General features: G+C 70.8%; 27 protein-coding genes. 12 read left to right on the top strand and 15 right to left on the bottom strand.

What is annotated here, in order from left to right; all coding sequences use genetic code 11:
- Nucleotides 1-136 precede the first annotated feature (136 nt).
- From MQN93_RS26190 to MQN93_RS26175, 4 genes are all read left to right on the top strand, one after another.
- A complete protein-coding gene (locus MQN93_RS26190; RefSeq protein WP_016438211.1) occupies nt 137-1,129 on the top strand; it encodes an ABC transporter ATP-binding protein in 993 nt (330 codons plus the stop codon).
- A complete protein-coding gene (locus tag MQN93_RS26185) occupies nt 1,126-1,896 on the top strand; it encodes an ABC transporter permease (protein ID WP_242711481.1) in 771 nt (256 codons plus the stop codon). The genes MQN93_RS26190 and MQN93_RS26185 overlap by 4 nt, the downstream gene beginning before the upstream one ends.
- A 113-nt stretch (nt 1,897-2,009) precedes the next feature.
- Complete coding sequence (locus tag MQN93_RS26180; protein ID WP_242711480.1) at nt 2,010-3,236, top strand: ABC transporter ATP-binding protein; 1,227 nt, start codon at nt 2,010-2,012, stop codon at nt 3,234-3,236.
- Complete coding sequence (locus MQN93_RS26175; RefSeq protein ID WP_016438214.1) at nt 3,233-4,108, top strand: ABC transporter permease; 876 nt, start codon at nt 3,233-3,235, stop codon at nt 4,106-4,108. Before MQN93_RS26180 ends, MQN93_RS26175 begins: the two co-directional genes overlap by 4 nt.
- A gap of 16 nt (nt 4,109-4,124) precedes the next feature.
- Here MQN93_RS26175 and MQN93_RS26170 read toward each other — a convergent pair whose 3' ends face one another.
- Nucleotides 4,125-4,466 carry an Rv1322 family protein gene (locus tag MQN93_RS26170; RefSeq protein ID WP_242711479.1) on the bottom strand — a complete coding sequence of 114 codons (342 nt, stop codon included), beginning with the start codon at nt 4,464-4,466 and terminating at the stop codon, nt 4,125-4,127.
- A 223-nt stretch (nt 4,467-4,689) separates the two neighbouring features.
- Here MQN93_RS26170 and MQN93_RS26165 point away from each other — a divergent pair, with 223 nt between their 5' ends.
- Nucleotides 4,690-5,721, top strand: a complete 1,032-nt coding sequence (locus MQN93_RS26165) for an LLM class flavin-dependent oxidoreductase (protein WP_242711478.1) — start codon at nt 4,690-4,692, stop codon at nt 5,719-5,721.
- An 82-nt stretch (nt 5,722-5,803) separates the two neighbouring features.
- Here the strand turns inward: MQN93_RS26165 and MQN93_RS26160 are convergent, their stop codons facing one another.
- On the bottom strand, nt 5,804-6,196 hold the full coding sequence (locus MQN93_RS26160; RefSeq protein ID WP_016438217.1) for an SCO5389 family protein: 393 nt from the start codon (nt 6,194-6,196) through the stop codon (nt 5,804-5,806).
- Between the two features lie 277 nt (nt 6,197-6,473).
- On the opposite strand from MQN93_RS26160, the gene nucS reads away from it, so the two are divergent.
- A complete protein-coding gene (gene nucS / locus MQN93_RS26155; protein ID WP_016438218.1) occupies nt 6,474-7,145 on the top strand; it encodes an endonuclease NucS in 672 nt (223 codons plus the stop codon).
- A gap of 212 nt (nt 7,146-7,357) precedes the next feature.
- Here nucS and MQN93_RS26150 read toward each other — a convergent pair whose 3' ends face one another.
- From MQN93_RS26150 to MQN93_RS26135, 4 genes are all read right to left on the bottom strand, one after another.
- Nucleotides 7,358-9,901 (bottom strand): ATP-binding protein, encoded by a 2,544-nt coding sequence (locus MQN93_RS26150; RefSeq protein WP_242711477.1) that lies wholly within the window; start codon nt 9,899-9,901, stop codon nt 7,358-7,360.
- A gap of 267 nt (nt 9,902-10,168) precedes the next feature.
- Nucleotides 10,169-10,492, bottom strand: coding sequence for an STAS domain-containing protein (locus tag MQN93_RS26145; protein ID WP_016438220.1), 324 nt, complete (start codon nt 10,490-10,492; stop codon nt 10,169-10,171).
- A gap of 170 nt (nt 10,493-10,662) precedes the next feature.
- Nucleotides 10,663-11,511: a 3-hydroxyacyl-CoA dehydrogenase family protein gene (locus tag MQN93_RS26140; protein WP_016438221.1), complete on the bottom strand. Its 849-nt coding sequence runs from the start codon at nt 11,509-11,511 to the stop codon at nt 10,663-10,665.
- Nucleotides 11,512-11,645: 134 nt separating this feature from the next.
- Nucleotides 11,646-12,287, bottom strand: coding sequence for a TetR/AcrR family transcriptional regulator (locus MQN93_RS26135; protein WP_242711476.1), 642 nt, complete (start codon nt 12,285-12,287; stop codon nt 11,646-11,648).
- An 81-nt stretch (nt 12,288-12,368) separates the two neighbouring features.
- Between MQN93_RS26135 and MQN93_RS26130 the strand changes: the two genes are divergently transcribed.
- The 3 genes from MQN93_RS26130 to MQN93_RS26120 are packed head-to-tail and all read left to right on the top strand — an operon-like array spanning nt 12,369 to nt 14,531.
- A complete protein-coding gene (locus MQN93_RS26130) occupies nt 12,369-13,151 on the top strand; it encodes an ABC transporter ATP-binding protein (RefSeq protein ID WP_242711475.1) in 783 nt (260 codons plus the stop codon).
- A 44-nt stretch (nt 13,152-13,195) separates the two neighbouring features.
- Nucleotides 13,196-13,945: an ABC transporter permease gene (locus MQN93_RS26125; protein ID WP_242711474.1), complete on the top strand. Its 750-nt coding sequence runs from the start codon at nt 13,196-13,198 to the stop codon at nt 13,943-13,945.
- Nucleotides 13,946-13,958: 13 nt separating this feature from the next.
- Entirely contained in the window at nt 13,959-14,531 is a 573-nt protein-coding gene (locus tag MQN93_RS26120; protein ID WP_242711473.1) for a cob(I)yrinic acid a,c-diamide adenosyltransferase, read from the top strand.
- Nucleotides 14,532-14,537: 6 nt separating this feature from the next.
- On the opposite strand, the gene MQN93_RS26115 is transcribed toward MQN93_RS26120, so the two are convergent.
- From MQN93_RS26115 to MQN93_RS26095, 5 genes are read right to left on the bottom strand one after another with little or no spacing between them, the layout of a single operon-like run.
- On the bottom strand, nt 14,538-14,756 hold the full coding sequence (locus MQN93_RS26115; protein ID WP_242711472.1) for a hypothetical protein: 219 nt from the start codon (nt 14,754-14,756) through the stop codon (nt 14,538-14,540).
- Nucleotides 14,756-15,163 (bottom strand): hypothetical protein, encoded by a 408-nt coding sequence (locus MQN93_RS26110; protein ID WP_016438227.1) that lies wholly within the window; start codon nt 15,161-15,163, stop codon nt 14,756-14,758. Before MQN93_RS26110 ends, MQN93_RS26115 begins: the two co-directional genes overlap by 1 nt.
- 55 nt (nt 15,164-15,218) lie before the next feature.
- Nucleotides 15,219-16,697, bottom strand: a complete 1,479-nt coding sequence (locus MQN93_RS26105; RefSeq protein WP_242711471.1) for a sensor histidine kinase — start codon at nt 16,695-16,697, stop codon at nt 15,219-15,221.
- A 7-nt stretch (nt 16,698-16,704) separates the two neighbouring features.
- Nucleotides 16,705-17,397, bottom strand: coding sequence for a response regulator transcription factor (locus MQN93_RS26100; RefSeq protein WP_242711470.1), 693 nt, complete (start codon nt 17,395-17,397; stop codon nt 16,705-16,707).
- An 11-nt stretch (nt 17,398-17,408) separates the two neighbouring features.
- Nucleotides 17,409-17,987, bottom strand: a complete 579-nt coding sequence (locus MQN93_RS26095; RefSeq protein ID WP_242711469.1) for a hypothetical protein — start codon at nt 17,985-17,987, stop codon at nt 17,409-17,411.
- Nucleotides 17,988-18,148: 161 nt separating this feature from the next.
- On the opposite strand from MQN93_RS26095, the gene MQN93_RS26090 reads away from it, so the two are divergent.
- The 3 genes from MQN93_RS26090 (at nt 18,149) to MQN93_RS26080 (ending at nt 21,918) form a co-directional block, all read left to right on the top strand.
- Complete coding sequence (locus MQN93_RS26090) at nt 18,149-19,321, top strand: sensor histidine kinase (RefSeq protein ID WP_242711468.1); 1,173 nt, start codon at nt 18,149-18,151, stop codon at nt 19,319-19,321.
- Nucleotides 19,318-19,968 (top strand): response regulator, encoded by a 651-nt coding sequence (locus tag MQN93_RS26085; RefSeq protein WP_242711467.1) that lies wholly within the window; start codon nt 19,318-19,320, stop codon nt 19,966-19,968. Before MQN93_RS26090 ends, MQN93_RS26085 begins: the two co-directional genes overlap by 4 nt.
- 123 nt (nt 19,969-20,091) lie before the next feature.
- Nucleotides 20,092-21,918, top strand: a complete 1,827-nt coding sequence (locus tag MQN93_RS26080; RefSeq protein ID WP_242711466.1) for a glycoside hydrolase family 18 chitinase — start codon at nt 20,092-20,094, stop codon at nt 21,916-21,918.
- Nucleotides 21,919-21,932: 14 nt separating this feature from the next.
- On the opposite strand, the gene MQN93_RS26075 is transcribed toward MQN93_RS26080, so the two are convergent.
- The 4 genes from MQN93_RS26075 to MQN93_RS26060 all read right to left on the bottom strand — a co-directional run bounded on the left by MQN93_RS26075 (nt 21,933) and on the right by MQN93_RS26060 (nt 25,395).
- Nucleotides 21,933-22,379, bottom strand: coding sequence for a DUF2550 domain-containing protein (locus MQN93_RS26075; RefSeq protein WP_016438234.1), 447 nt, complete (start codon nt 22,377-22,379; stop codon nt 21,933-21,935).
- Between the two features lie 153 nt (nt 22,380-22,532).
- Nucleotides 22,533-22,907 carry a F0F1 ATP synthase subunit epsilon gene (locus tag MQN93_RS26070; RefSeq protein WP_016438235.1) on the bottom strand — a complete coding sequence of 125 codons (375 nt, stop codon included), beginning with the start codon at nt 22,905-22,907 and terminating at the stop codon, nt 22,533-22,535.
- Nucleotides 22,908-23,017: 110 nt separating this feature from the next.
- Nucleotides 23,018-24,454, bottom strand: coding sequence for a F0F1 ATP synthase subunit beta (gene atpD, locus MQN93_RS26065; protein WP_016438236.1), 1,437 nt, complete (start codon nt 24,452-24,454; stop codon nt 23,018-23,020).
- Nucleotides 24,454-25,395: a F0F1 ATP synthase subunit gamma gene (locus MQN93_RS26060; protein WP_016438237.1), complete on the bottom strand. Its 942-nt coding sequence runs from the start codon at nt 25,393-25,395 to the stop codon at nt 24,454-24,456. Before MQN93_RS26060 ends, atpD begins: the two co-directional genes overlap by 1 nt.
- Nucleotides 25,396-25,402 lie beyond the last annotated feature (7 nt).

The raw sequence follows: 25,402 nt of genomic DNA, 5'->3' as shown, positions 1-25,402 counted from the left end.
ACCCCGAAGGGCCCGCGCCCTCTCCCCCGAACGGCGCGGGCCCTTCGCCATGAGCACGGCCGCTCCCGGCCGGGCTGCCGGACTCTGTTTGGCCGTACGGGTGGCAGTCGCCCAACCCGGGTCTTAGCGTGGCCGCATGATCGAGCTGGAGGGCCTGACCAAGCGGTACGGCGAGAAGCTGGCGGTCAACAACCTCACCTTCACCGTCAGACCCGGCATGGTGACCGGGTTCCTCGGTCCGAACGGGGCCGGCAAGTCCACGACCATGCGCATGATGCTGGGCCTGGACCGCCCCACCGCCGGGGACGTCCGGATCGACGGACAGCACTACGACCGGCTCAAGGACCCGCTGAAGTACATCGGCGCCCTGCTGGACGCCAAGGCCATGCACGGCGGCCGCAGCGCCCGCAACCACCTCCTGTGCCTCGCGCAGAGCAATGGCATCCCCAGCCGCCGGGTGGCCGAGGTGCTCGACACGGTGGGCCTCACGGCCGTCGCCCGCAAGAAGGCCAAGGGGTTCTCGCTCGGCATGGGGCAGCGGCTCGGCATCGCGGGCGCCCTGCTCGGCGACCCCCGGATCCTGATGTTCGACGAGCCCGTCAACGGCCTGGACCCCGAGGGCATCCACTGGATCCGCAATCTGATGAAGTCCCTCGCGGCGCAGGGCCGTACCGTCTTCGTCTCCTCCCATCTGATGAGCGAGATGGCCCTGACCGCCGACCACCTCGTCGTCATCGGACAGGGACGGCTGCTCGCCGACACCTCCATGGCCGACTTCATCGCGCAGAACTCGCGGTCGTACGTCCGCATCCGGACCCCGCAGCGCGAGCGGCTGCTCGACGTGCTGCATCTGGCCGGCATCACCGTCGTCGAGTCCGGCAGCGGGGTGTTGGAGGCGGACGGCGGCAGGGCGGAGCAGATCGGCGAGCTGGCCGCGCAGCACCAGATCGTGCTGCACGAGCTGAGCCCCCAGCAGGCCTCCCTGGAGGAGGCGTTCATGCAGCTGACCGCGGGGTCGGTGGAGTACCACGCGCACACCGACGCGCCCTACGACGTCCCGCCGCCCGCCGCACAGCAACCGCAGCCGCCGCAGCAGTGGGGCGACGACTGGAACAGGAGCAGGCGATGACCGCGGTCCAGGTCGTACGGTCCGAGTGGACCAAGATCCGGTCGGTGGCGTCCACGGTGTGGACCCTCTCCCTCGCCGTGGTCGTCACCGTCGCGCTCGGCATGCTGATCTCCGCGCTGTCGAGCAACGAGTTCGACGACATGAGCAGGAGGGACCGGCTCTCCTTCGACCCGACCTTCATCAGCTTCGCCGGCATGAGCCTCGGCCAGCTCGCGATGATCGTGTTCGGGGTGCTGGTCGTCTCGAACGAGTACAGCACCGGCATGATCCGCACCTCGCTGGCCGCCGTGCCGCAGCGCGGCACCTTCCTGTTCAGCAAGATCGCCGTGGCGACCGTGCTCGCCCTGGCCGTCGGGCTGGTCACCAGCTTCGTCGCGTTCTTCCTCGGCCAGGCGATGCTCGGCTCGCACCGGGCCTCGATCGGCGACGCGCACGTGCTGCGGGCCGTGATCGGCGGCGGTGTCTACATGACCCTCATCGCGGTCTTCTCGATGGGCGTCGCCGCGATGCTGCGCTCGCCGATGCTGTCGCTGGGCATCCTGATGCCGTTCTTCTTCCTGATCTCCAACATCCTGGGCAACGTCGACGCGACGAAGAAGATCGGCCAGTATCTGCCCGACCAGGCCGGCAGCAGGATCATGCAGGTGGTCACGCCGCTCGACGACGACACCCCCTACGGCCCCTGGGGCGGCCTCGGAATCATGGCGCTGTGGGTGATCGCGGCGCTCCTCGGCGGCTATGTGTTGCTGAAGCGACGCGACGCGTGATCGGGGCCGGTCTTTTACTTCCTCTTGAGCGGAACCGTCAGCGCATGGATATCCTCCTAACCCTTACGGGGGCGTGTGCCCCGCTGTCCTGATCCTTTCGATGGGTGCGGAGCATGATCGAGGCTGTCGGCCTGACCAAGCGCTACGGCGACAAAACCGCCGTCTACAACCTTTCCTTCCAGGTGCGACCGGGTGCCGTCACCGGATTCCTCGGGCCCAACGGCTCGGGCAAGTCGACGACGATGCGGATGATCCTCGGCCTGGACAACCCCACGGCGGGGCAGGTGACGATCGGCGGCTACCCGTACCCCAGGCTCCCGAACGCCCCCCGCCAGGTGGGCGCCCTGCTCGACGCCAAGGCCGTGCACGGCGGCCGCTCGGCCCGCAACCACCTGCTGTGCCTGGCCCAGCTCTCCGGGATCCCGGCCCGCCGGGTCGACGAGGTGCTGGGTGTGGTCGGGCTCCAGGACGTGGCCAGGAAGCGCTCCAAGGGCTTCTCGCTCGGCATGGGACAGCGGCTCGGCATCGCCGCCGCGCTGCTCGGCGACCCGCAGGTGCTGCTCTTCGACGAGCCGGTCAACGGCCTCGACCCCGAGGGCATCCTCTGGGTGCGCAACCTGATGAAGGCACTCGCCGCGGAGGGCCGTACGGTCTTCGTCTCCTCCCATCTGATGAGCGAGATGGCGCTGACCGCCGATCACCTGATCGTGATCGGGCGCGGTCAGCTGCTCGCGGACATGAGCATCAAGGACTTCATTTCGGCCAACTCCGCGGACTTCGCGCGCGTGCGCACCCCCGACGGCGAGCCGCAGCTGCGCGAGAAGCTGACGTCCGCGCTCACCGAGGCGGGCGGGCATGTGCTGCCCGAGCAGGACGGCGCCCTCAGGATCACGGGACTGCCGCTCCCGCGCATCAGCGACATCGCGCACGAGGCGGACGTACGCCTGTGGGAGCTGTCGCCGCACCAGGCCTCGCTGGAGGAGGCGTACATGCGGATGACTCAGGGGGCCGTCGACTACCGCTCGACGATCGACCAGAAGGAGGGGCTGATGCAGCCCCTGCCGCCGGGCGCTCAGCCGCCGATGCCGGTGCCCGGGCAGGGCCAGCCGGACTGGTACGCCCCGCCGCCGCCCCAGCAGGGCGGGCAGCCGTTCGCGATGCCGCAGGGCCAGGGTCCGTACGGCGGCGCCGGGCAGCCCCAGCCGGGGCCCTACGGCGCCCCGTCGGCGCCCGGCGCGGACGGCAGCAACCCGTACGCCCAGCCGGCGCCCGCCGCGCCCCAGGCGCCCCAGCAGCCGCCCGCCCCCGCCGACCTGACCAAGCCCGAGGACGCCCGATGAGCACGCCCCAGCCCCCGATGCCGCAGACCGCCGCACCCGACTGGCAGGCGGCGGCGTCCGGTTCGCCGTATCCCGGCTACACCTCGCCGATCCCCGTCGTGCGCACGCACCTCGGGCACGCGATCGCCTCGGAGTGGACGAAGATCAGGTCGGTGCGCTCCACGATGTGGACGCTCGGCGTGTTCGTGCTGCTCGTCATGGGCATCGGCCTGCTGACCGCCTCGCTGGTCGCCGCCAACGAGTCGGAGGGCAGCCTGGCGGGCGAGAACCCGCTGTCCTTCGGCGTCTTCGGACTGCTGCTCGGCAGCATGTGCATCATCACGCTCGGCGTGCTGACCACCGCCTCCGAGTACGGCACCGGCATGATCCGGACGACGATGACCGCGTGCCCCTCCCGTCCGCGGGTGCTGGCCGCGAAGGCGATCGTGTTCTTCCTGGTGGCCTTCGTCGTCACCTTCGTCTCGGCGCTGGTCGTCGCCCTCGCCGACGTGGCCCTGCTGGAGGGCGCCAAGGAGCCGACCGGCTCGGAGTGGCTGAAGGGCACGCTCGGCATCTCGCTCTACATCGCGCTTCTCGGGCTGCTCTCGCTCGTCGTCGGCTCGGTCATCCGGCACTCCGCGGGCGCCATCACCCTCATGATCGGCCTGGTGCTGGCGCCGCTGGTGATCGCGCTGTTCATGGTCTCCTCGGCGCTCGAGGACGTGCGCCAGGCGCTGTTCGACTACTCGATCCCGAACCAGCTGGGCGTCTTCTACACCAACTCCCTCAGCGACTCGGGCCCGAGCGGCTGGGACCCGCTGTGGATCGCCCTGGGCGTGACGGCCGCGGCGTTCGCCGGAGCGGTCGCCCTGCTGCAGAAGCGCGACGTGTAGCGACGGGTCGCCCGGTTCAGAACCTCGGCGCGTTGCGGGACCGCTGCACCCTCGTGGTGCGGCGGTCCTTCGCGTTCCAGCACGCCTTGTGCCAGTGGCGGCGGTCGTCGACGCCCGCGTGCTCCGGCCAGGCCACGACATGGGGGACGCCCGAGGGGATCAACTGGTCGCAGCCGGGGCAGCGGTAGGTCTTGCCCTGGGCACTGGCGCCCGCCACGTGCCGTACGTTCCAGTCCTCGCCCTGCCAGCTCTCGGTCGACTGCCAGCCGCCGTAGCGGCCGGAGCGGTCGTCCTCGGCGCTGCGGCCGGACGTACCCGACGGGCCGGCTCCCTTGGGCCGGTTGCGACGCGGGGACACAGGACACCTCACGGGGCTATACAGGGAGCACGGGTCGTGTCCAGCCTACGGGGCTCGGAGACGGTACGCGTACAGGACCGGTCGGCGCCGAACCCTCCGCCACTTGTACCCATTCTGCAGAAAATCCGGAAATCTCTCCGCCAGGCCGTGTCCTCGGCACGTGTCAGACGGTTATGCGGGTGTGGGGGAGCTCCGCGTCGGGGCCAAGGAAGCAGGCAGAACAATGCGCGTTGGAAGTTTTGTGTTGGCGGCCCAGTTCCCGGGTCAGGGTCAGGGGGAGGCGCTGCACCGCGCGGTCCGCTCGGCCGAGGTCGCCGAGGAAGCGGGACTCGACTCGGTCTGGCTGGCCGAGCACCACTTCGTACCGTACGGCACCTGCCCGTCCGCGATCACGCTGGCGGCCCTGCTGCTCGGCCGGACCCGGCGGATCCGTGTGGGCACGGCGGTCACCGTCCTGCCCACCGCCCACCCGGTGAAGGTGGGCGAGCAGGCCGCCCTGCTGCACATCACCTCCGGCGGGCGCTTCTCGCTGGGCGTGGGCCGCGGCGGGCCGTGGGTCGACCTGGAGGTCTTCGGCTCGGGCATCGAGGCCTACGAGGAGGGGTTCGGGGAATCACTCGACCTGCTGCTGCGCTGGCTGCGCGAGCCGTCGGTCGCCGGTCCCCCGGGGAGCCGCTTCCCCTTCCGCGAAGTCCCCGTCGTCCCCAGGCCGTCGGAGTCCCTGTCGGAGGCGGAGGGCCCCGAGGTGGTCGTGGCGTGCACCTCGCCGTCGAGTGTGCGCCGGGCCGCCGAGCACGGTCTGGCGATGCTGCTCGGGATGCATGTGGGCGACGAGGAGAAGGCCGAGATGGTGTCCCTGTGGCGGCGGCACGCGCGCGCCAGCGGACACCCGGCGGACGTCGTCCTCGGCGCCGCCCATGTCTCGGCCGGCGTCTGCCAGATCGCGGACCGGCGCACGGACGCGGTGGAGGCGCTGACGAAGGCGATGCCGGGCTGGCTGAAGCAGGGACTCGAGGCCCATGTCACGGTGGACGGCCGGATCCGGCAGATGCGCGACCCGCTGGCGTACACCGAACTGCTCTGCGGGCTGCACCCGGTGGGGACCCCGCGGCTGTGTGCCGACCGGCTCGCGGCGACCAGCGAGCGGACGGGCATCTCCCGGTTCGCCCTGCTGGTGGAGGGCTCCGGAGATCTGGCGGCCACCGAGGAGAACGTCCGGCGGCTGGGCGCCGAGGTGCTCCCGCACCTCGGGTGAACGGACCGGCCCTGCAAGGAGCTTGCCGCCCCAGTACTGAATGCACCTCCCGCGTACGGAGCGGCAAGCAAGCGGCTTGCTCTCAGCAGTCCCTGAACTCCGGGGACTGGTTGAGCACCTGACTGCGGACCGAGGTGAAGCGGGCCAGCGTCTCGTCGACCGAGGCGTCCAGCGGGAACACCGCCACCCGATGGCAGTTCTGGAAGGCCAGCCGCACACCGAAGTGCCTTTGCAGCGCGCCGCGTATCGCGTCACTCGCGAGCGCACGCAGCAACTGACCGCGTGCCTGCTCGTCCGGCGGAGGCGTCTGGTTGTCGGCGAAGGTGCCGCCGTCGACCTTCAGCTGGGCCACCAGGGAGCTGATCATCTCCCATGCGTAGGGCAGGGAGGTCCGGACGCAGTCGACGAATTCGGATTCGTCGACCTCGCCTCGCTCGGCCTTCTCGAGTAGGGCCGGTGAGACGTCGAGCGACATGGGTTCTCCTCTCGCACCCCCGTGGTCGACAGGGGTTGCCGGACAGATAAGGGAGTTCGCGATACCGAACACGCTCAGTACCCGTCTCGCGACCTCCCGTTTACTACGGTAAGCAACGGACGGTGACCGCACCACAAAAATGCGTACATGGAGAGGCCTCATTGGGCCCACAATCAGCCACCAATGAACAAGGGTGGTCTCGGGTGTTCCGGGACAACAGGGGCGGCCCGGAGGGCGGATCGCGCCGGGGCGCGCGCGTCGAGTAGCGTTGCCGACCATGCGTCTCGTCATTGCCCGATGCTCCGTGGACTACGCGGGCCGGCTCACCGCCCATCTCCCCTCGGCGCCCCGCCTGATCCTGGTGAAGGCCGACGGCAGCGTCTCCATCCACGCGGACGACCGCGCCTACAAGCCCCTGAACTGGATGTCACCGCCCTGCACCCTGAAGGAGGGCGCGGACGGGGAGGAGGGCGTCTGGACCGTGATCAACAAGGCGGGCGAGAAGCTCATCATCACGATGGAGGAGATCCTCCACGACTCCTCGCACGAACTCGGCGTGGACCCCGGCCTGATCAAGGACGGCGTGGAAGCACACCTTCAGGAACTCCTCGCCGACCGCATCGAGACCCTCGGCGAGGGCTACACCCTCATCCGGCGCGAATACATGACCGCCATCGGCCCGGTCGACATCCTGTGCCGGGACGCCGAGGGGCAGACCGTCGCGGTCGAGATCAAGCGGCGCGGCGAGATCGACGGCGTCGAGCAACTCACGCGTTATCTGGAGCTGTTGAACCGCGACCCGCATCTCGCCCCGGTCCGCGGCATCTTCGCGGCCCAGGAGATCAAGCCCCAGGCCCGCGTCCTCGCCACGGACCGCGGGATCGGCTGCGCCGTGCTCGACTACGACGCACTGCGCGGCATCGAGGACGACAAGCTGCGGCTGTTCTGAGAGACGGTTCTACGACGACGAGGGCCGGGTCCGTCGGACGGACCCGGCCCTCACCGGCTGCACGGAGCTGCAGATCAGCCCACCGGGACTGCCGCGCTCGGGCGTGCGCGCCGAACCGCTGATCGTGTCCGGCCGGCTGTTCCGAGCCACGGCCGCACACCGAGGAGGGCCGGATCGTCGAGCGGAGTCGGCCCTCACCTCTGCGTGCGACCTCAGATCAGCCCGCCCGCACTGCTGCTCGCAGGCGCGCTCACCGAACTGCTGGTCGTGGCCGGCGCACTCGACGATGCGGGGGCGCTGGAGGCCGGGCCGCTGGCCGAGTCCGAGGTCGACGGTGACGACGGCGGGGGCGAGGTCGGCGGCTCGGACGTCGGCGGTTCGGAGGTGGGCGGCTCGGACGTCGGCGGCTTGGAGCTCGTCGGCGGCTTGGTCGTCGGGCTCGTCGGCGGCTTCTTCGTCGGCGACTTGGACGGCGAGTGCGACGAACTGCCCCCCGAACCCTTCGTACCGCTCGGGCTGTCCGACGGCCGACCCGAGTCGGACGGTGGGGTCGGGTCGTCGGACGTGCCGTAGGTGCCGTCGGGGCCCGGGTCGGTGGGGCGGCTGGTCGCGGTGCCGGTGTCGCCCTTGCCGGTGTCGCTCTTCGGCTTGTCGGCGCCCAGGCTGCCGTCGTCAAGGCCCTGACTGGCCGACGGGTTGACGCCGACGTTGTCGGACGGGGTGTTGGCGTCGTTGTTGGACGTCGCGCCGAGCGTCACGACCGTGCCGAGCACCGCCACCAGCAGCGCGCCCGCGCCCGCCGCGACCAGGTTGCGCCGGGCCAGACCACGGATCCCGGCCCGGTGCTGCTTGGGCGCCGCACCGGACGCGGACCGGTGGACGACCAGCGTGGACTCCTCGGCGGACAGCGGCCGCGGTACGCCCGGCAGCGCGGCGGCCACCACTCCCCCGGAGGGCGACTGCGACTCCTCGTGACGCGCGTCGGGGACCTCCTCGCCCGCGGTCGAGCCGAGCGCCGGCGTCGTGCCGAGGCCCGGCGTCGTGCCGGTGCGGTCGGCGACCAGGGCGAGGGCGCGGCGGCCCGCGACGGTGCCGCGCTTGTCGGCGAGGGCGCCGCGCAGGCCGATGGAGGCCTCCAGCTCGGCGCGGGCCCGGTCGAACTGCCCGCCGCAGAGCGCGAGGATGCCCAACTCGTGGTGGAAGTACGCCTGTTCGGACACCTCGCCGGAGAGCCGGGAGGCCTCGGCACCGGACCGCAGGGCCCGCTCCCAGGCGCTCCAGTGCAGACCCGCGGCGAACGCGGGCGCCGCCGTGCGGGCCAGCTGCACGGTGAGGCTCTCCTCGCCCTCGGCCGGCGCCGTGGTGGCCGGCACCAGGATGCCGAGGGCGGCGAGCACCGCGTCGGCCTCGGCGCACACCCGCTCCGGGGTGACCGAGGGGTGCCCGGCCCACCAGGCGTAGTGCTGGGCGGCGGTCAGGGCGCGGGTCTCGATGTCGTCGCCGTAGCCCGCCGCCTCCAGCTGCTGCAGCACCCCGGCCGCGAGGCGGTAGCGGGAGCCGACCGGTGAGAGGAGTCCGCAGGACGCCAACTCGCCCAGCGCGGCGTCCGCGTGGGTGTCGCCGACGAGCGCGGGCAGGTGCGCCTGGTGCGGCACCTCGCCGCCGAGCGCGACGGCGAACCGCAGGGTGGCGCGCGCGGAGGCGCTGAGCCGGGAGGCCAGCAGCGGCGCGGGAGCGGCGGCCTCGCCCAGCGACGGCAGGGGTACGTCGTCGCCGGCCTCGACCTCGAAGGGCGCGTCGACGGGCAGGGCGTCCTCGAAGACCCCGAACTCGTCCACGGCGTCGGTCCCGGCCCGCAGCCGGTCGCGCTGGCGCAGCAGGGCGCCGGCCTGCACGAAGCGCAGCGGCAGGCCCTCGGACTCGAACCAGAGGTCGCCGGCCCAGTTGGCCTCCTCCTCGGTCAGGGCCCGGCCGACGGTGCGCTCGATGATGTCCACACCGCCCGCACGCTGCAGGCCGCCGAGGAAGACCTCTTCGAGCTCGGAGCCGGAGGAGGGCGCGGGAACGTCGGGGGTGGCACCGATGACGAAGGCGCACTCGGGCGTCGCGTCCAGCAGTTCGTCGAGCCCGGCGCCGCCGAACTCGATGTCGTCGAGGACGACGACCGCGCCGATCTCCCGCACGTGGGCGAGCAGTTCGTCCCGTTCCGGACGGTGCAGGGGTGCGTCGTAGACGGCGTAGAAGAGGTCGTGGAGGAGTTCGTCCGCGGTGCGGTGGTAGCCGCTGAGGCGGATCACGCCGTCGGGGGCGAGGTCCGAGCAGTCCTCGGCGATCAGGTCGAGGAGGCTGGTGCGGCCGGAGCCGGCCGGTCCGGTGAGGCGGACCGAGCGGCCGCGGGCGAGGAGACGGACGAGCCGCTCGCGCTCGTCCTGGCGCTCCAGCAGCGGCAGCGCCACGGGGGCCGGGCCCGGCGGGACGGGCGGTCTGGCGGCGCGTTCCACCTCGGCGCGTCCGGCCGCGGTGAGCTTCTCGGGCCGGCCCGGGCGCTCGCCCGGCGGGCAGGGCTCTATCTCGCTGCCGTCGACGGGGTTGACGGTGAGCAGGTAGTCGCCCGTGACCAGCTGAACCGTGCGTGCGAGCGCGGGCGTGTGCTGTCCGAAGTCGGGTGTGAGGGGGTCCCTGGGCGGGCGCTGGCGTGGCGTGTCGCCGCCGCCGTCATGGCCGTACTCCTCGGGTCCCCGGCTGTTCGGGTCCATAGGTTTCAAGCCCCCCAAAAGCGTCGTGTGTGCCTCTAGCCCCTCCCGGCCTTGCTGCACACCGCGCTGTCGCTTCTGGTCCGGACCCGCTCGCAGGGACATCAGGCAGCGGGCGACCGAACCCTAAACCTTCGCTCAGTATCTACGACAGCCCGGGGTATCGCTCCGTGCCAGACGTCACAGTCTCGTGAGGATTGCACGTGACATGTCCTGCGCCGCGGTGCGTCCGGTGCTCCCCCGCATCCCGCATCACAGCAATCCGGGGTGTCACACGCGGGGCAGTGACTCCACCCCGATGCCCCCTTCGATCGCCAGGATCCGGTGCAGCCGGGTGGCCACCAGCAGGCGCTGCATCTGCGGCGGTACGTCGCGCAGCACCAGGCGCCGGCCGCACCGGCCGGCCCGCCGGTGGACACCCATGATCACCCCGAGTCCGGTGGCGTCCCAGGAGTCCAGTTCGGACAGGTCGAGCACCAGGTCGCCGGCTCCGTCGTCGACAGCCGAGTGCAGGACCGTACGGGCGTCCGCCGCGCTGCGGACGTCGAGGCGGCCCCCGACGACCAGCTCGGCGTGGTCGCCCCTGATGTACATATGCGCTCCCCGTGAATGCGGTGGCGTACTCCGTGACGGTGGCTGTGCAACGTCTGACTGCTTCAGCGGCAACGAGGTTGCCGTCTGTAAGCGAACCGATACCCAATTCACCCCTGCGGGTGATGCTCCAGGGGCTTGTGCGGTCTCAGTGGCGGTACGTACTGATGTTTTCAGTACGTGTAGAAGCCCCGCCCGCTCTTGCGTCCGATGTCGCCGGCGTCAACCATGCGGCGCATCAGCTCCGGCGGAGCGAACTTCTCGTCCTGTGACTCGGTGTAAATGTTTCCGGTGGCGTGCAGCAGGATGTCGACGCCGGTCAGGTCCGCCGTGGCCAGCGGGCCCATCGCGTGGCCGAAGCCCAGCTTGCAGGCGAGGTCGATGTCCTCGGCGCTCGCCACGCCCGACTCGTAGAGCTTGGTCGCCTCGACGACGAGCGCCGAGATGAGACGGGTCGTCACAAAGCCCGCGACGTCGCGGTTGACGACGATGCAGGTCTTGCCGGTGGACTCGGCGAACTCCCGCGCGGTGGCGAGGGTTTCGTCGCTGGTTTTGTAGCCGCGGACGAGTTCGACGAGCTGCATCATCGGCACGGGCGAGAAGAAGTGGACACCGACGACCCGCTCGGGGTGCTCGGTGGCCGCCGCGATCTTGGTGATCGGGATCGCGGAGGTGTTGGAGGCGAGCACGGTCTCCGGGCGCACGATCTTGTCGAGCGCGCGGAAGATCTCGTGCTTGACCTCGAGCTTCTCGAAGACGGCCTCGACCACGACGTCGGCGTCCGCGGCGGCGTCCAGGTCGGTGGTCGTGGTGATGCGGGCGAGGGCGGCGTCGGCGTCGTGCGCCTCCAGCTTCCCCTTGCTCACGAACTTGTCGTACGACGCCTGGATGCCGCCGACGGCACGGTCGAGGGCTTCGTCGGTGACGTCTCGCAGGACGACCTCCCAGCCCGCCTGGGCGGAGACCTGGGCGATGCCGGAACCCATCAAGCCGGCGCCGATGACGGCAAGCTTCCGTGCCACTGTTGCGACTCCCCTTTGAAACGCCTTACCCGCTGTTTATCTCTCTGCGGCGGACCTTAGCGCTCTGTCGGTGCTGTGTGACCGGTAAGTAATGCGCGTCACGTCTCATCTGACGGACATCACACCGGCTCGGGTCATTCCGTGCTCCGGACGGCGTAGTTGAGGACCTTCTCTCCCAACAGCTCCTCCATGTCGTCAAGAAGGACCAGTACCTCTCGGGACACTTCGCCCGGATTGCGCCCCTTGACCATCTCGCGGCCGATGACGCCCATGACAGTGCTGTGCACCCAGCCGAGCTGACCGGCGATCAGATGCGGCATCGGGTCGTCGTCGGCCGCGCCGGTCTCCTCGCGCAGGGTCCGCTCCAGATTGGCCTGAACCTCCTGCCCGATCGCCCACAGCCGGGAGCGCAGCGCGGGTGCGTTCTCGATGACGCGCATGAAGGCGGCGTAGCCGGACATCAGACCGATCCGCGGCGAGACCGCCTCGACCTCCTCGCGCAGCTCCCGCAGGACGGCGTACGCCGCCGACTCCCCCTTGTTCCGGCCGCGCACCCAGCGGGCCATCCGGTCCACGAGGCCGGCGGAGCGGTCGAAGAAGAGGTCCTCCTTCGCGGGGAAGTAGTTGTAGACGGTGTTGACGGAGACGTCAGCGGCCTCGGCGATCTCCGCGACCGTCACGGCGTCGAAGCCCCGCTCCACGAACAGGCCGGTGGCGACGTCCGAGATGTACTGGCGGGTCTGCCGCTTCTTCCGCTCCCTGAGCCCCTCTGCCATGACCGAATCCTAGCTTTGACTGGCCTCACTGAAAACTTGGGGTCATTGCAAAATTGGTGAGTCTCTGTTTTTCTGTGGGGCATGGCAGTCATCAGCGCGGCCGGACTGGCCCGCACCTTCCAGACCAGACGCGGCCCCGTGGAGGCCGTCCGCGGCATCGACCTGACCGTGCGCGAGGGCGAGATCCTCGGCTTCCTCGGTCCGAACGGCGCCGGCAAGACCACCACCCTGCGCATGCTCACGACCCTGCTCGCCCCCACCGGCGGCGCGGCCACCGTCGCCGGGCACGACCTCGCCGCCGATCCGGCCGGCGTCCGCCGGGCCTGCGGCTATGTCGCCCAGTCGGGCGGGGTCGACGCGCAGATCAGCGTGCGCGAGGAACTCGTCACCCAGGGCCGCCTTTACCGCCTGACGAAGCCTCAGGCGATCGCTCGCGCCGGGGAGTTGGCGCGCGAGCTGGGCCTGGACGAGCTCCTCGACCGCAAGACGTCCGCGCTGTCCGGCGGACAGCGGCGCCGGCTGGACATCGCGATGGCGCTCACCCACCGCCCGAAGGTCCTGTTCCTCGACGAGCCGACGACCGGACTCGACCCCGGCAGCCGGGCCGACCTGTGGGACCTGATCCGCCGGCTGCGCGACGAGCACGGCACGACGGTCTTCCTGACCACGCACTACCTGGACGAGGCCGACGCGCTCTCCGACCGCCTGGTCATCGTCGACCGGGGCGTGGTCGTCGCCGACGGCACACCGAGCGCGCTCAAGCTGGAGCACGGCGGCTCGATCGACGCGAGCCTCCAGGACACGTTCCTCGCGATCACCGGCCGCGGCCCCGCGCCGGTCGACGCCACCCCCGTAGCCGTATAGCCGTTCAGCCGTCAGCCGTCAGCCATAAAGGAATCCCTCCCACCATGCTGCTCCAGGACACGGCCCTCATCTACGGCCGCTATCTCCGTCAGTCCCTGCGCTCCCGCTTCGCGCTGCTCTTCGGGCTGCTGATGCCGCTGCTCTACCTCTGCTTCTTCGGGCCGCTGCTGACCGGTCTGCCGCTGGGCGGGCGGGGCAGCTCGTGGCAGCTGCTCGTGCCCGGGCTGCTACTCCAACTCGGCCTGTTCGGGGCGTCGTTCGCCGGGTTCTCGATCATCATCGAGAACAGCCAGGGCGTGGTCGAGCGGATGCGGGTGACCCCGGTCAGCCGGCTGGCGCTGCTGCTGGGCCGGGTGCTGCGCGACACCACCGTCTTCGTCTTCCAGGCGGTGCTGCTGGTGCTGGCCGCGGTGGCGATGGGGCTGCGCGCGCCGCTCGGCGGGGTTCTGATCGGCTTCGCGTTCGTCGCCCTGCTCACGGTCTCGCTCGGCTCGCTGTCGTACGCCATGGCGATGAAGGTGCACACTCCGCAGGAGTTCGGGCCGCTGGTCAACGCCATGACCATGCCGTCGATGCTGCTGTCCGGCCTGATGCTGCCGATGAGCCTCGCCCCGGCCTGGCTGGACGTGCTCTCGCACCTGATGCCGTTCCGCTATCTGGTGGACGCGGTGCGCGACGCCTACGTCGGCTCGTACACCACCGGACACATGCTCTACGGCGTGCTGGTCGCCCTCGGTCTGTCCGGCCTCGCCGTGACAGTGGGCACACGCGTGTTCCGGACGGCCCGAGCGTAATTACGCTGGCCACATGGTCAATCTGACGCGCATCTACACCCGGACCGGCGACCGCGGCACCACCAACCTCGGTGACATGAGCCGGGTCGCCAAGACCGACCTCAGGATCTCGGCGTACGCCGACGCCAACGAGGCCAACGCCGTGATCGGCACCGCGATCGCGCTGGGCGGTCTGGACGCGGAGGTCGTGGCGGTCCTCACCCGCGTCCAGAACGACCTCTTCGACGTGGGCGCCGACCTGTCGACGCCGGTGGTGGAGAAACCCGAGTTCCCGCCGCTGCGGGTGGAACAGTTCTACGTCGACAGGCTGGAGGCGGACTGCGACCGCTTCAACGAGCAGCTGGAGAAGCTCCGCTCGTTCATCCTCCCCGGCGGCACCCCCGGCGCGGCCCTGCTCCACCAGGCCTGCACAGTGGCCCGCCGAGCCGAACGCTCCACCTGGGCGGCGCTGGAGGCCCACGGCGAAACGATGAACCCCCTCACCGCCACCTACCTCAACCGCCTCTCCGACCTGCTCTTCATCCTGGCCCGAGTGGCGAACAAGGAGACGGGGGATGTGTTGTGGGTGCCGGGCGGGGAGCGCTGAGCCGCGCTAGCGGTCCGTGTCGTCCCGTGCCGCGTCCTTGTCCGCCTGCGCCAGTGCGGACTCGGCCGCGGCCACCTTCTTCTCCATGTCCGCGTAGCCGGAGGGGCTCGTCGAGGGAGTGACGGACGACGAGGGTGTAGTGGCCGTCGAGCCGTGTTCCCCGGCGCAGCCGGCGAGGAGGGTCACGGCCAGCAGGGTCGTGGCCGCCGCCGCACGGGCACGCATCACTTGCCCTTCGCGCCGTTGTCGTGGTCCGAGCACCACGTCCGGACGTCGGCCAGGTCCTTCTCGCGCTGCTGGAGCGTGGTGATCAGCGACTTGCGGAAGGTGAGCCGGTCCTGCAGATAGGTGGCGATCTCGTCGTGGCCCGCGCTCTTGGCGTTGTCCACGCGTGCCTGCAGCCGGGCGACGGAACCGCGTGTGGCGGCGCCGGCGTCCAGCCGCTTCAGGGCGCGGTCGATGCGGTGGTCGATCTTCGGCAGCCGCTTGCACAGCCTGTGCGCCCCGTCGCCGGTCGGTGCCGCCGCCGGGGAGGGCGCGCTCTCGGCCGCGGCCACTCCGGTGCCGGTCGCCACGAGTGCCGCGGCGGCCATCCCGACGAGAAGGGTGCGCCTGCGTCGTCGTACGTCCATCTCAGCCTCCGTACTTCGCGGACGACCACCTTCGGCCGTCCGGGTCGCAGGGAGGCTAGGAAGCATCTTTGGGGAAACTCTGTGACCGCTTTGTCCCGGCGGTGGTGATCAGCCAGTCCCGCTGGGCGGGCAGCGTGCCGCCCGTGGACGGCAGCCGTACCTCGAAGCGGGCGCCGGTCCCCCCGGGCCCGTCGGCGACCGTGACGGTGCCCCGGTGCAGCGCCGTCTGCTGGGCCACGAGCGTCAGGCCGAGGCCGGTGCCCGCGCTGCCGGGGCCGCGCCGGAACCGTTCGAAGATCCGGGTGCGGGCCTCGGGCGGCACTCCGGGGCCACGGTCGTCGACGGTCACCACGACCTGGTCGCCCGCGCCCGCCTCGGCCACACGCCGTACACCGACCGCCACACTCGCCCGGCCCGCCGCGTCCCGTCCGTGCGCCAGCGCGTTGGCCAGCAGATTGTCCAGGAGCAGCCGCAGTCCCGGCTCCCAGCCGTGGACCGTCGCCCCGGGCACCGCGTCCAGGGTGATCCGCGCGTCCGGGACCCGCGCCCGCGCCTCCGCGACCGCGGCGTCCGCCGTCTCCGACACGTCCACCGTCCGGAAGGCCTCCGCCTCGACCAAGTCGCCGCGGCCCAGTTCACGCAGCATCACCAGCAGGTTCAGCAGGCGGGCGTGTTCGGCGCGCAGATCGGCCAGCACCTCGGCGCGCTCCGCCTCGGGCAGACCGGGGTGGCCGGCCAGGATGTCGAGGTTGGTGCCCATGCTCATCAGCGGGGTGCGCAGTTCGTGGGAGGCCGCCGAGGAGAAGGAACGGGCGGTGTCCAGCGCCTCGGCGGTGCGCGCGGCCTGTTCGTCGTAGCGGGCGAGGGCCTTTTGCAGGGTGGCCGCCAGGTCGTCGACCTCGGTGACGCCGGTCGGCTCGTGGTGCAGCCGGGCGGTGCTGGTGCGCGGGTCGAGTCCGGCGGTACGGCGGCCGAGCCGGCGCAGCGGGCCGCTCGCGCCGGTGGCGATGCCCCAGGCGAGCAGCCCCGACAGCGGCACGGCGAGCAGCGTCGTCCACAGCACCCGCCGCCGTACGAGCCGCAGTTGGGCCTGGTCGGCGGCGTTGGGCGAGAAGACCGTCAGGGTCCCGGGGCCGCGTCCCGTCCTGACCGGAACGGTCAGCGCGCGCCAGCTGGTGGCGCCGTCCCGCACGGTGACCGGCGTGTTCCTGCGCGCGGGGAGCGGCACCGAGGCGTCCGGCTGCGGGCCCCCGCTGAAGGTGCCGTCCGGGCCGACGACGCGGACGCCGACGTCGAGGGCGGCGGTGTACAGCTGCCGTTCGCGGTTGTCGGCGGCCTTGGGCCGCCCGCCCGCACTGGCCCGCAGCAGGGCCCGGGCGTCGGGGACCACGGCGGCGGCGCGGGCCCGCAGATGGTCGTCCTCGGCGGTGTGCAGATCGTGGTCGACCAGCCGCAGCAGCAGCCAGCCGCTGGCCAGCACCAGCAGCGGCACGGTGACCCCGACGGCGATGCCGATCCGGGTGGACAGCCTCACGACGGCCTCACGTCTCGTCCCGGAGCACGAAGCCCACTCCGCGGACGGTGTGCACGAGCCGGGGCCGCCCGCCCGCCTCCAGCTTGCGCCGCAGATAGCTGACGAAGGTGTCCACGGCGTCGGTGCGGACGTCGAAGTCGTAGCCCCACACCCGCTCCAGGAGCTGGTCGCGGGTCAGGACGAGCCCGGTGTTGCGGGCGAGCACTTCGAGGAGTTCGAACTCGCGCCGGGTCAGCTCCAGCGGCCGTCCGTCCCGCTCGGCGGTGCGCGCGGCCGGGTCGATCACGAGCCCCGCGACCCGCAGCACCTCCCCCGCGGGCGGCCGGCGGCGCAGCAGCGCGCGCAGCCGCAGCACCAGTTCCTGCAGCGCGAACGGCTTGACCAGGTAGTCGTCGCCGCCCGCCTGGAGCCCGGCGATGCGGTCGGACGTCTCGTCGAGCGCCGAGAGCATCAGCACGGGCAGGTCCTGGCCGTCCCCGCGGAGCCGTTCGCACACCTCGATGCCGCTCATCTCCGGCATCGACACATCGAGGACGAGAACGTCCGGCGGCGCCTGGCCGATCGCCGCGAGCGCCTCGTGACCGCCCTCCGCCGTGCGCACCTTGAAGCCGCTCAGCCTGAGGCCGCGCTCCAGCGAACGGCGGATGGCCGGATCGTCGTCCACGACCAGCACACCGCCGGGGCCGCCCGTCTCACTCATGCACCCCTCCCTCATCGTCCGGTCAGGGTACGGCCCTCCTTGGAGCGTGCGGCAGCGTCGGCCGGGGCCTTCTTGGGCCAGATCAGATACGTCAGCGCGATCAGCCCGTGGATGCCCAGGGCCCGGAGCGCCACCCACTGGAACATGCGCAGCGAGGAGGTGTCGCCCTCGCCGACGTACCAGATGGCGGCCTGCAGCAGGGCGCAGGCGACCGCGGCGGCGAGGAGGGTGCGCAGCCACAGCCGGCCCTCGTGCCGGGCGCGGGCCAGGCCGTAGCGCGGGGGCCGGGGCGGACGCGGGGCGCCCGCGAGACGGTGGGCGGCGTGGCCGTCCAGCCAGGTGATCGTGTAGTGGCCGTAGGCGACGGTGAAGCCGATGTAGAGGGCGGCGAGGCCGTGTTCCCAGCTCGGTTCCGCGCCGTTCCTCAGGTCCACGGCCGTCACCACGAACAGCACGAGTTCGAGGACCGGCTCGCACAGCAGCAGGACCACGCTCGTACGGCGTCGTTCCAGCAGGTAGCGCACGGCAAGGCCGGCCGCGAGCAGGACCCAGAAGCCGACCTCGCAGGCGATGATCAGTGCGACGATCACGGTTCGCTCCTCACCGGAATTGCGGTCATGTCTCCAGGCTCGCGGCGGCGCGCGGGCGATACGTCGTCACCGGTGACGAAGTCGCGGTACATCGAAAGATGCAGCTGGGGACCCTTCCCGGGGATCAGGCGCCGGGCGCCCGTGCCGTGTTGGATGGAGTCATGGCCCTGCGACTTCCCCGCCCGCACCGGTTCGACGTGTACGTCGCCGTCGGCGGTCTGCTCGGCGGTCTGCTGCTGATGGCCGCCGGCCTGCACACACGGTCGTCCGGCGATCCGGTCACCCTCTTCGAGGGCTTCTGGCCGGTCCTGGTGCCGCTGACGGTCACGGCCGGGTGCGAGCTGCTGCGCCGGACCGCCCCGCGCACGGCCCTGCTGACCGGCACGGCCGCGATCGTCGCGGACCAGACGACCCAGGGGAACATCGCCACGGTCCTGATGTTCACCGACCTCGTCTACGCCGCCGTCCTGTACGGCCCGCCCGCCTCGGCCCGCCGCATCCCCCGGATCACCGGGCTGCTCACGGTGGCGGGCGCCCTGGTGCCGTTCGCGGTGTGGCGCGAGCCCGAGGCCCTGCTGATCGGTGTCCTGATCGGCCTGGTCTCCTTCGCGCCCGCGGCGACCGGCTGGATCGTCCGCGACCACCGCGACGCCGCCGAGGCCGCCCGGCTGCGCGCCGAACAGACCGCGCTGCTCGCGGAGATGGACCGCACGCAGGCCGTCACCGCGGAACGGGCGCGGATGGCACGGGAGTTGCACGACATGGTCGCCAACCACCTCTCGGCGATCGCGATCCACTCCACGGCCGCGCTGTCGATCGACGAACCGGCCACCGCCCGGCAGGCGCTGACCGTGATCCGGGAGAACAGCGTGGCGGGACTCGCCGAGATGCGCCGGCTCATCGGCCTCCTGCGCGACGCCGGCGCCGCCGCGGAACCGGCCGCCGCCCCCACCCTCGACGGGCTCGCCGCCCTCGTCGACGGCGCCCGCGCCAACGGCCTGGACATCACGCTCGACGCCGAGCACGGCGAGGTCCCCGCGCCGGTCGAACTCGCCGCCTACCGCATCGTCCAGGAGTCGCTGACCAACGCCCTCAAGCACGCCTGCCCCGGACCCGTCACGGTGGCCCTCGCCCAGCGGGACGATGTGCTCGACGTCCGTGTGACCAGCCCGTACGGCCACCGGGACGGTCCGCGCGCCCCCGGTTCCGGGGCCGGTCTGACCGGGATGCGGGAGCGGGCCGCGCTGCTGGGCGGCACGTTCGAGGCGGGCCCCGAGGGCTCCCTGTGGGCCGTGCACGCCACGCTTCCCGTGACCGAAGGAGACCTGGAATGAGCCGTGTCGTCAGGGTGCTGGTCGCCGAGGACCAGTCCGCCGTCCGCGCGGGACTCGTCCTGATCCTGCGCAGCGCACCCGACATCGAGGTGGTCGGCGAGGCGGGGGACGGCGAGCAGGCGGTGGCGCTTGCCCGGGAGCTGCGCCCCGACCTGGTCCTGATGGATATTCAGATGCCGCGTCTGGACGGGGTGTCGGCGACCCGGAAGGTCGTCGAGGAGCGCCTCGCGGACGTTCTCGTGCTGACCACCTTCGACCTCGACGAGTATGTGTTCGGGGCGTTGCGCGCGGGGGCCGCGGGCTTTCTGCTCAAGAACACCGACGCGAAGGACCTGCTGGCGGCGGTCCGTACGGTCGCGCGCGGCGAGGGCCTTATCGCCCCGGCCGTCACCCGACGCCTCATCGCCGAGTTCGCCGCCCGGCCGGCGCGGAAGCCGGCCGCCGATCCCGCCGTACTGGAGTCGCTCACCCGGCGCGAGCGCGAGGTGCTGTCCTGCCTGGGCGAGGGGATGTCCAACGCCGACATCGCGGTACGCCTGGAGATGGCGGAGGCCACGGTGAAGACGCACGTCAGTCGGCTGCTCGGCAAATTGGAGCTGCGCAGCCGGGTGCAAGCGGCGGTGCTGGCCCAGGAATTGGGGATCTGACGCGATACATCCGTCAATTGGTACAGACCTATTGACCGGTGGTCCAGACCTTTCTATTCTCGCGGCACCGTGGGCGCGAAGGCTCAGTTGCGCCCTCATCCCCTTACACGAGGGAGGCGCAGTATGCGCTTCAGACACAGAGCCGCGGCAGGGTTCGCGACCCTGCTGCTCCCCCTGGCGGGCCTGGTCGGCCTCGCGAGCCCAGCCGAGGCCGCGGCGAACGCCACCGCCACCTACACCAAGACCCAGGACTGGGGCACCGGCTTCGGCGGTCAGTGGACCGTCAAGAACACCGGGACCAGCAGCATCAGTTCATGGACCGTCGAGTGGGACTTCCCCTCCGGTACGGCCGTCACCTCCGCGTGGGACGCGGACGTCACGAGCTCCGGCACCCACTGGACCGCCAAGAACAAGTCCTACAACGGCACCCTCGCACCCGGTGCCTCCGTCTCCTTCGGCTTCAACGGCACCGGCTCCGGCTCCCCCTCCAACTGCAAGCTCAACGGCGACAGTTGTGACGGCACCACGGTCCCCGGCGACGCGGCACCCTCCGCGCCCGGCACCCCCACCGCCTCCTCCGTCACCGACACCTCGGTGAAGCTCTCCTGGAGCGCGGCCACCGACGACAAGGGCGTCAAGAACTACGACGTCCTGCGCGACGGAGCCAAGGTCGCCACGGTCACCACGACCTCGTACACGGACACCGGCCTCACCGCCGGCACCGACTACTCCTACACGGTCCGGGCCCGTGACACCGCCGACCAGACCGGCCCGGCGAGCGGCGCCGTCGCCGTGCACACCACCGGCGGCACCACCGACCCGCCGCCCACCACCGGCGACAAGGTCAAGCTCGGCTACTTCACCGAGTGGGGCATCTACGGCCGCAACTACAACGTCAAGAATCTGGTGACGTCCGGCTCGGCCGCGAAGATCACCCACATCAACTACGCCTTCGGCAACGTCACCGGCGGCAAGTGCGCGATCGGCGACTCCTACGCCGACTACGACAAGGCCTTCACCGCCGACCAGTCCGTCAGCGGCGTCGCCGACACCTGGGACCAGCCGCTGCGCGGCAACTTCAACCAGCTGCGCCAGCTCAAGGCCAAGTACCCGAACATCAAGGTGCTGTGGTCCTTCGGCGGCTGGACCTGGTCCGGCGGCTTCGGCGAGGCCGCGAAGAACCCGGCCGCCTTCGCCCAGTCCTGCTACGACCTGGTCGAGGACCCGCGCTGGGCCGATGTCTTCGACGGCATCGACATCGACTGGGAGTACCCCAACGCCTGCGGCCTGAGCTGCGACACCAGCGGCGCCGCGGCCTACAAGAACCTGATGCAGGCGCTGCGCGCCAAGTTCGGCTCCAACAACCTGGTCACCGCGGCCACCACCGCGGACGGCTCGGCCGGCGGCAAGATCGAGGCCGCGGACTACGCGGGCGCCGCCCAGTACGTCGACTGGTACAACGTCATGACGTACGACTTCTTCGGCGCCTGGGACGCGCAGGGCCCGACCGCCCCGCACTCCCCCCTCACCTCGTACTCCGGCATCCCGAAGGCCGGGTTCACCACGGCCGACGCGATGGCCAAGTTCAAGGCGATCGGCGTGCCCGCGAAGAAGCTGCTCATCGGCATCGGCTTCTACGGCCGCGGCTGGACCGGCGTCACCCAGGACGCCCCGGGCGGCACGGCGACGGGTCCGGCGGCCGGCACGTACGAGCAGGGCATCGAGGACTACAAGGTGCTCAAGACGTCCTGCCCGGCCACCGGCACGGTCGCGGGAACGGCGTATGCGCACTGCGGCAGCAACTGGTGGTCCTACGACACCCCGTCGACGATCGCCGGGAAGATGAGCTGGGCCAAGTCCCAGGGCCTCGGCGGCGCGTTCTTCTGGGAGTTCAGCGGTGACACCAGCAACGGCGAGCTGGTGAGCGCCATCAACAGCGGTCTGTCGTAAGGGAGTTACGGCTCTCAGGCGACGTTGACGCGCTGACCGGGCGGGGCTGCTTCGAGCCACGCGAGAAAACCGGTCAGCGCGTCGTCGCTCATGGCGAGTTCGAGGCGCGTGCCCCGGTGCAGACAGGTCAGGACGACGGAGTCGGAGAGCAGCGCCAGCTCCTCCTCGCCCTCCGGCAGACGGCGGCCGACGACCTCGATGGCGGCGCGCTCCAGGGTGCGGCGCGGGCGGTAGGCGTAGGAGAAGACGCGGTACCACTCGATGCGGTCGCCGTTGTAGCGGGCGACGCCGTAACTCCAGCCTTTTCCGCTGGTGTCGGGCTTCTCCGGGACGTCCCAGCGCAGCGAACAGTCGAAGGTGCCGCCGGAGCGCTGGATGAGTCTGCGGCGCAGGCCGAAGACGAACAGCCCCAGCACCACCAGGGCCACGACGATTCCGCACACAGTCAGAGCGAGGACCATCGACACCGACCTCCTCGTCTCCCAGGTAGTGGAACTACGTTCGACACTAGGTAATGAAACGGAAAAGACACCTACATCTGCCTCAGCCGCGGCCGGCACCGGATTGCTCCGGGCCGGCCGCGGCTGAGTGATGTGTTCACACCTGCAGCGGTATCAGCGCGCCGTCGCCGCCCGCAGTCGGACGTCCGCGCGACGCTCGGCGGAGGCGTCGGCATCCGACTTCGCGCGGTCGAGCGCCCGCTCGGCACGCTGGACATCGATCTCGTCCGCGAGCTCGGCGACCTCCGCCAGCAGCGACAGCTTGTTGTCCGCGAACGAGATGAAACCGCCGTGCACCGCGGCAACGACCGTTCCACCATCACTCGTACGGATGGTCACAGGGCCCGACTCCAGCACGCTGAGCAGCGGCTGGTGACCGGGCATGACTCCGATGTCGCCGGACGCGGTGCGAGCGACGACCAGACGGGCCTCACCGGACCAGACCTGGCGGTCGGCAGCGACCAGCTCGACGTGCAGCTCAGCAGCCAAGGGTGGCTCCTCTGGTCACCACCCGGCGGTTTCGCCGGGTGTCGGTTACAAGTCTAGTGGGCGTGACAGAGGGGGCGGGACGCGCCCGCCCCCTCCAGTGAGCCTGCGGCTCAGGAGACGCCCAGCTCCTTGGCGTTGGCCTTGAGGTCCTCCAGGCCACCGCACATGAAGAACGCCTGCTCGGGGAAGTGGTCGTAGTCGCCGTCGCAGATCGCGTTGAACGCGGCGATCGACTCGTCCAGCGGGACGTCCGACCCGTCGACGCCGGTGAACTGCTTGGCGGCGTGGGTGTTCTGGGACAGGAAGCGCTCCACACGACGGGCACGGTGGACGACGAGCTTGTCCTCCTCGCCCAGTTCGTCGATACCGAGGATCGCGATGATGTCCTGGAGGTCCTTGTACTTCTGCAGGATCGTCTTGACGCGCATGGCGGCGTCGTAGTGGTCCTGCGCGATGTAGCGCGGGTCCAGGATGCGGGACGTGGAGTCCAGCGGGTCCACGGCCGGGTAGATGCCCTTCTCGGAGATCGGACGGGAGAGCACCGTCGTCGCGTCGAGGTGGGCGAAGGTGGTGGCCGGGGCCGGGTCGGTCAGGTCGTCCGCGGGGACGTAGATCGCCTGCATCGAGGTGATCGAGTGACCACGCGTGGAGGTGATGCGCTCCTGCAGCTGACCCATCTCGTCGGCCAGGTTCGGCTGGTAACCCACCGCGGACGGCATACGGCCGAGCAGCGTGGAGACCTCGGAACCGGCCTGCGTGAAGCGGAAGATGTTGTCGATGAAGAACAGCACGTCCTGCTTCTGGACGTCACGGAAGTACTCGGCCATGGTCAGGCCGGCCAGCGCGACGCGCAGACGGGTGCCCGGGGGCTCGTCCATCTGACCGAAGACCAGCGCGGTCTTGTCCAGAACGCCGGACTCTTCCATCTCCGCGATGAGGTCGTTGCCCTCACGGGTGCGCTCGCCCACGCCCGCGAAGACGGAGACGCCCTCGTGGAGGTTGGCGACACGCATGATCATTTCCTGGATCAGCACGGTCTTGCCGACACCGGCACCACCGAACAGACCGATCTTGCCGCCCTTGACGTACGGGGTCAGCAGGTCGACGACCTTCAGACCGGTCTCGAACATCTCGGTCTTGGACTCGAGCTGGTCGAACGCCGGGGCCTTGCGGTGGATGGACCAGCGCTCGCCGTCGTAGGACTCGTCGACGTTCAGCACCTCACCGAGGGTGTTGAACACCTTGCCCTTGGTGAAGTCGCCGACCGGGACGCTGATGCCCGAGCCGGTGTCGGTCACCGTGGCCTGGCGGACCAGACCGTCGGTGGGCTGCATGGAGATGGTGCGGACCAGGCCGTCACCCAGGTGCTGGGCGACCTCCAGGGTCAGCGTCTTCTTCTCGCCGGCGTTGGCCGGGTCGGCCACCTCGACGTGCAGCGCGTTGTAGATCTCCGGCATCGCGTCGACGGGGAACTCCACGTCGACGACCGGGCCGATGACCCGGGCGACGCGGCCCGTGGCAACGGCCGTCTCAACAGTGGTCGTCATTACTTGTCACTCCCCGCGGTCGCGTCGGCCAGGGCGCTGGCGCCACCGACGATCTCGCTGATTTCCTGGGTGATTTCGGCCTGGCGGGCCGCGTTGGCAAGGCGGGAGAGCGTGTTGATCAGCTCGCCCGCGTTGTCGGTCGCCGACTTCATCGCGCGGCGGGTGGCGGCGTGCTTGGAGGCAGCCGACTGGAGCAGCGCGTTGTAGATACGGCTCTCGACGTAGCGCGGCAGCAGGGCGTCGAGGACGTCCTCCGCCGACGGTTCGAACTCGTAGAGCGGACGGGGCTGGCCCTTGGCGGGCGCTTCCGTGCCGGTGGCCGCCGACGACTCGGTGGACACGTCCTCGAGGCGGAGCGGCAGCAGGCGGCCGTCGACCGCCGTCTGCGTCATCATCGAGACGAACTCGGTGTAGACGATGTGGAGTTCGTCCACGCCGCCCTCCGCCGTGTCCTTCTCTATGGCCTCGATGAGCGGCCCCGCGATCTCCTTCGCGTCCGCGTACGAGGGCTCGTCCGTGAAACCGGTCCACGTGTGCGCGATCGCGCGCTCGCGGAAGTTGTAGTGGGCGATGCCGCGGCGGCCGACGATGTACGTGTCGACCTGCTTGCCCTCGGCCTCGAGACGCTCGGTGAGGCGCTCCGCCGCCTTGATGGCGTTGGAGTTGAAGGCGCCGGCCAGGCCACGGTCGCTCGTCAGGAGCAGCACCGCGGCGCGGCTCGCCGACTCCACCTCCGTGGTCAGCGGGTGCTTGGTGTTCGAACCCGTACCGACGGCCGTGACCGCGCGGGTGAGCTCGGTCGCGTAGGGCGTGGAGGCGGTCACCTTGCGCTGCGCCTTGACGACGCGCGAGGCGGCGATCATCTCCATCGCCTTGGTGATCTTCTTGGTCGCGGTGACGGATCGGATGCGACGCTTGTAGACCCGGAGCTGGGCTCCCATGAGTCAG

The sequence above is a fragment of the Streptomyces spinosisporus genome (genome assembly GCF_022698145.1).
GTDB classification, from domain to species: Bacteria; Actinomycetota; Actinomycetes; order Streptomycetales; family Streptomycetaceae; genus Streptomyces; species Streptomyces spinosisporus.
Note: the sequence above shows the minus strand (reverse complement) of the source record. Positions and strands in the feature narration are given on the sequence as shown.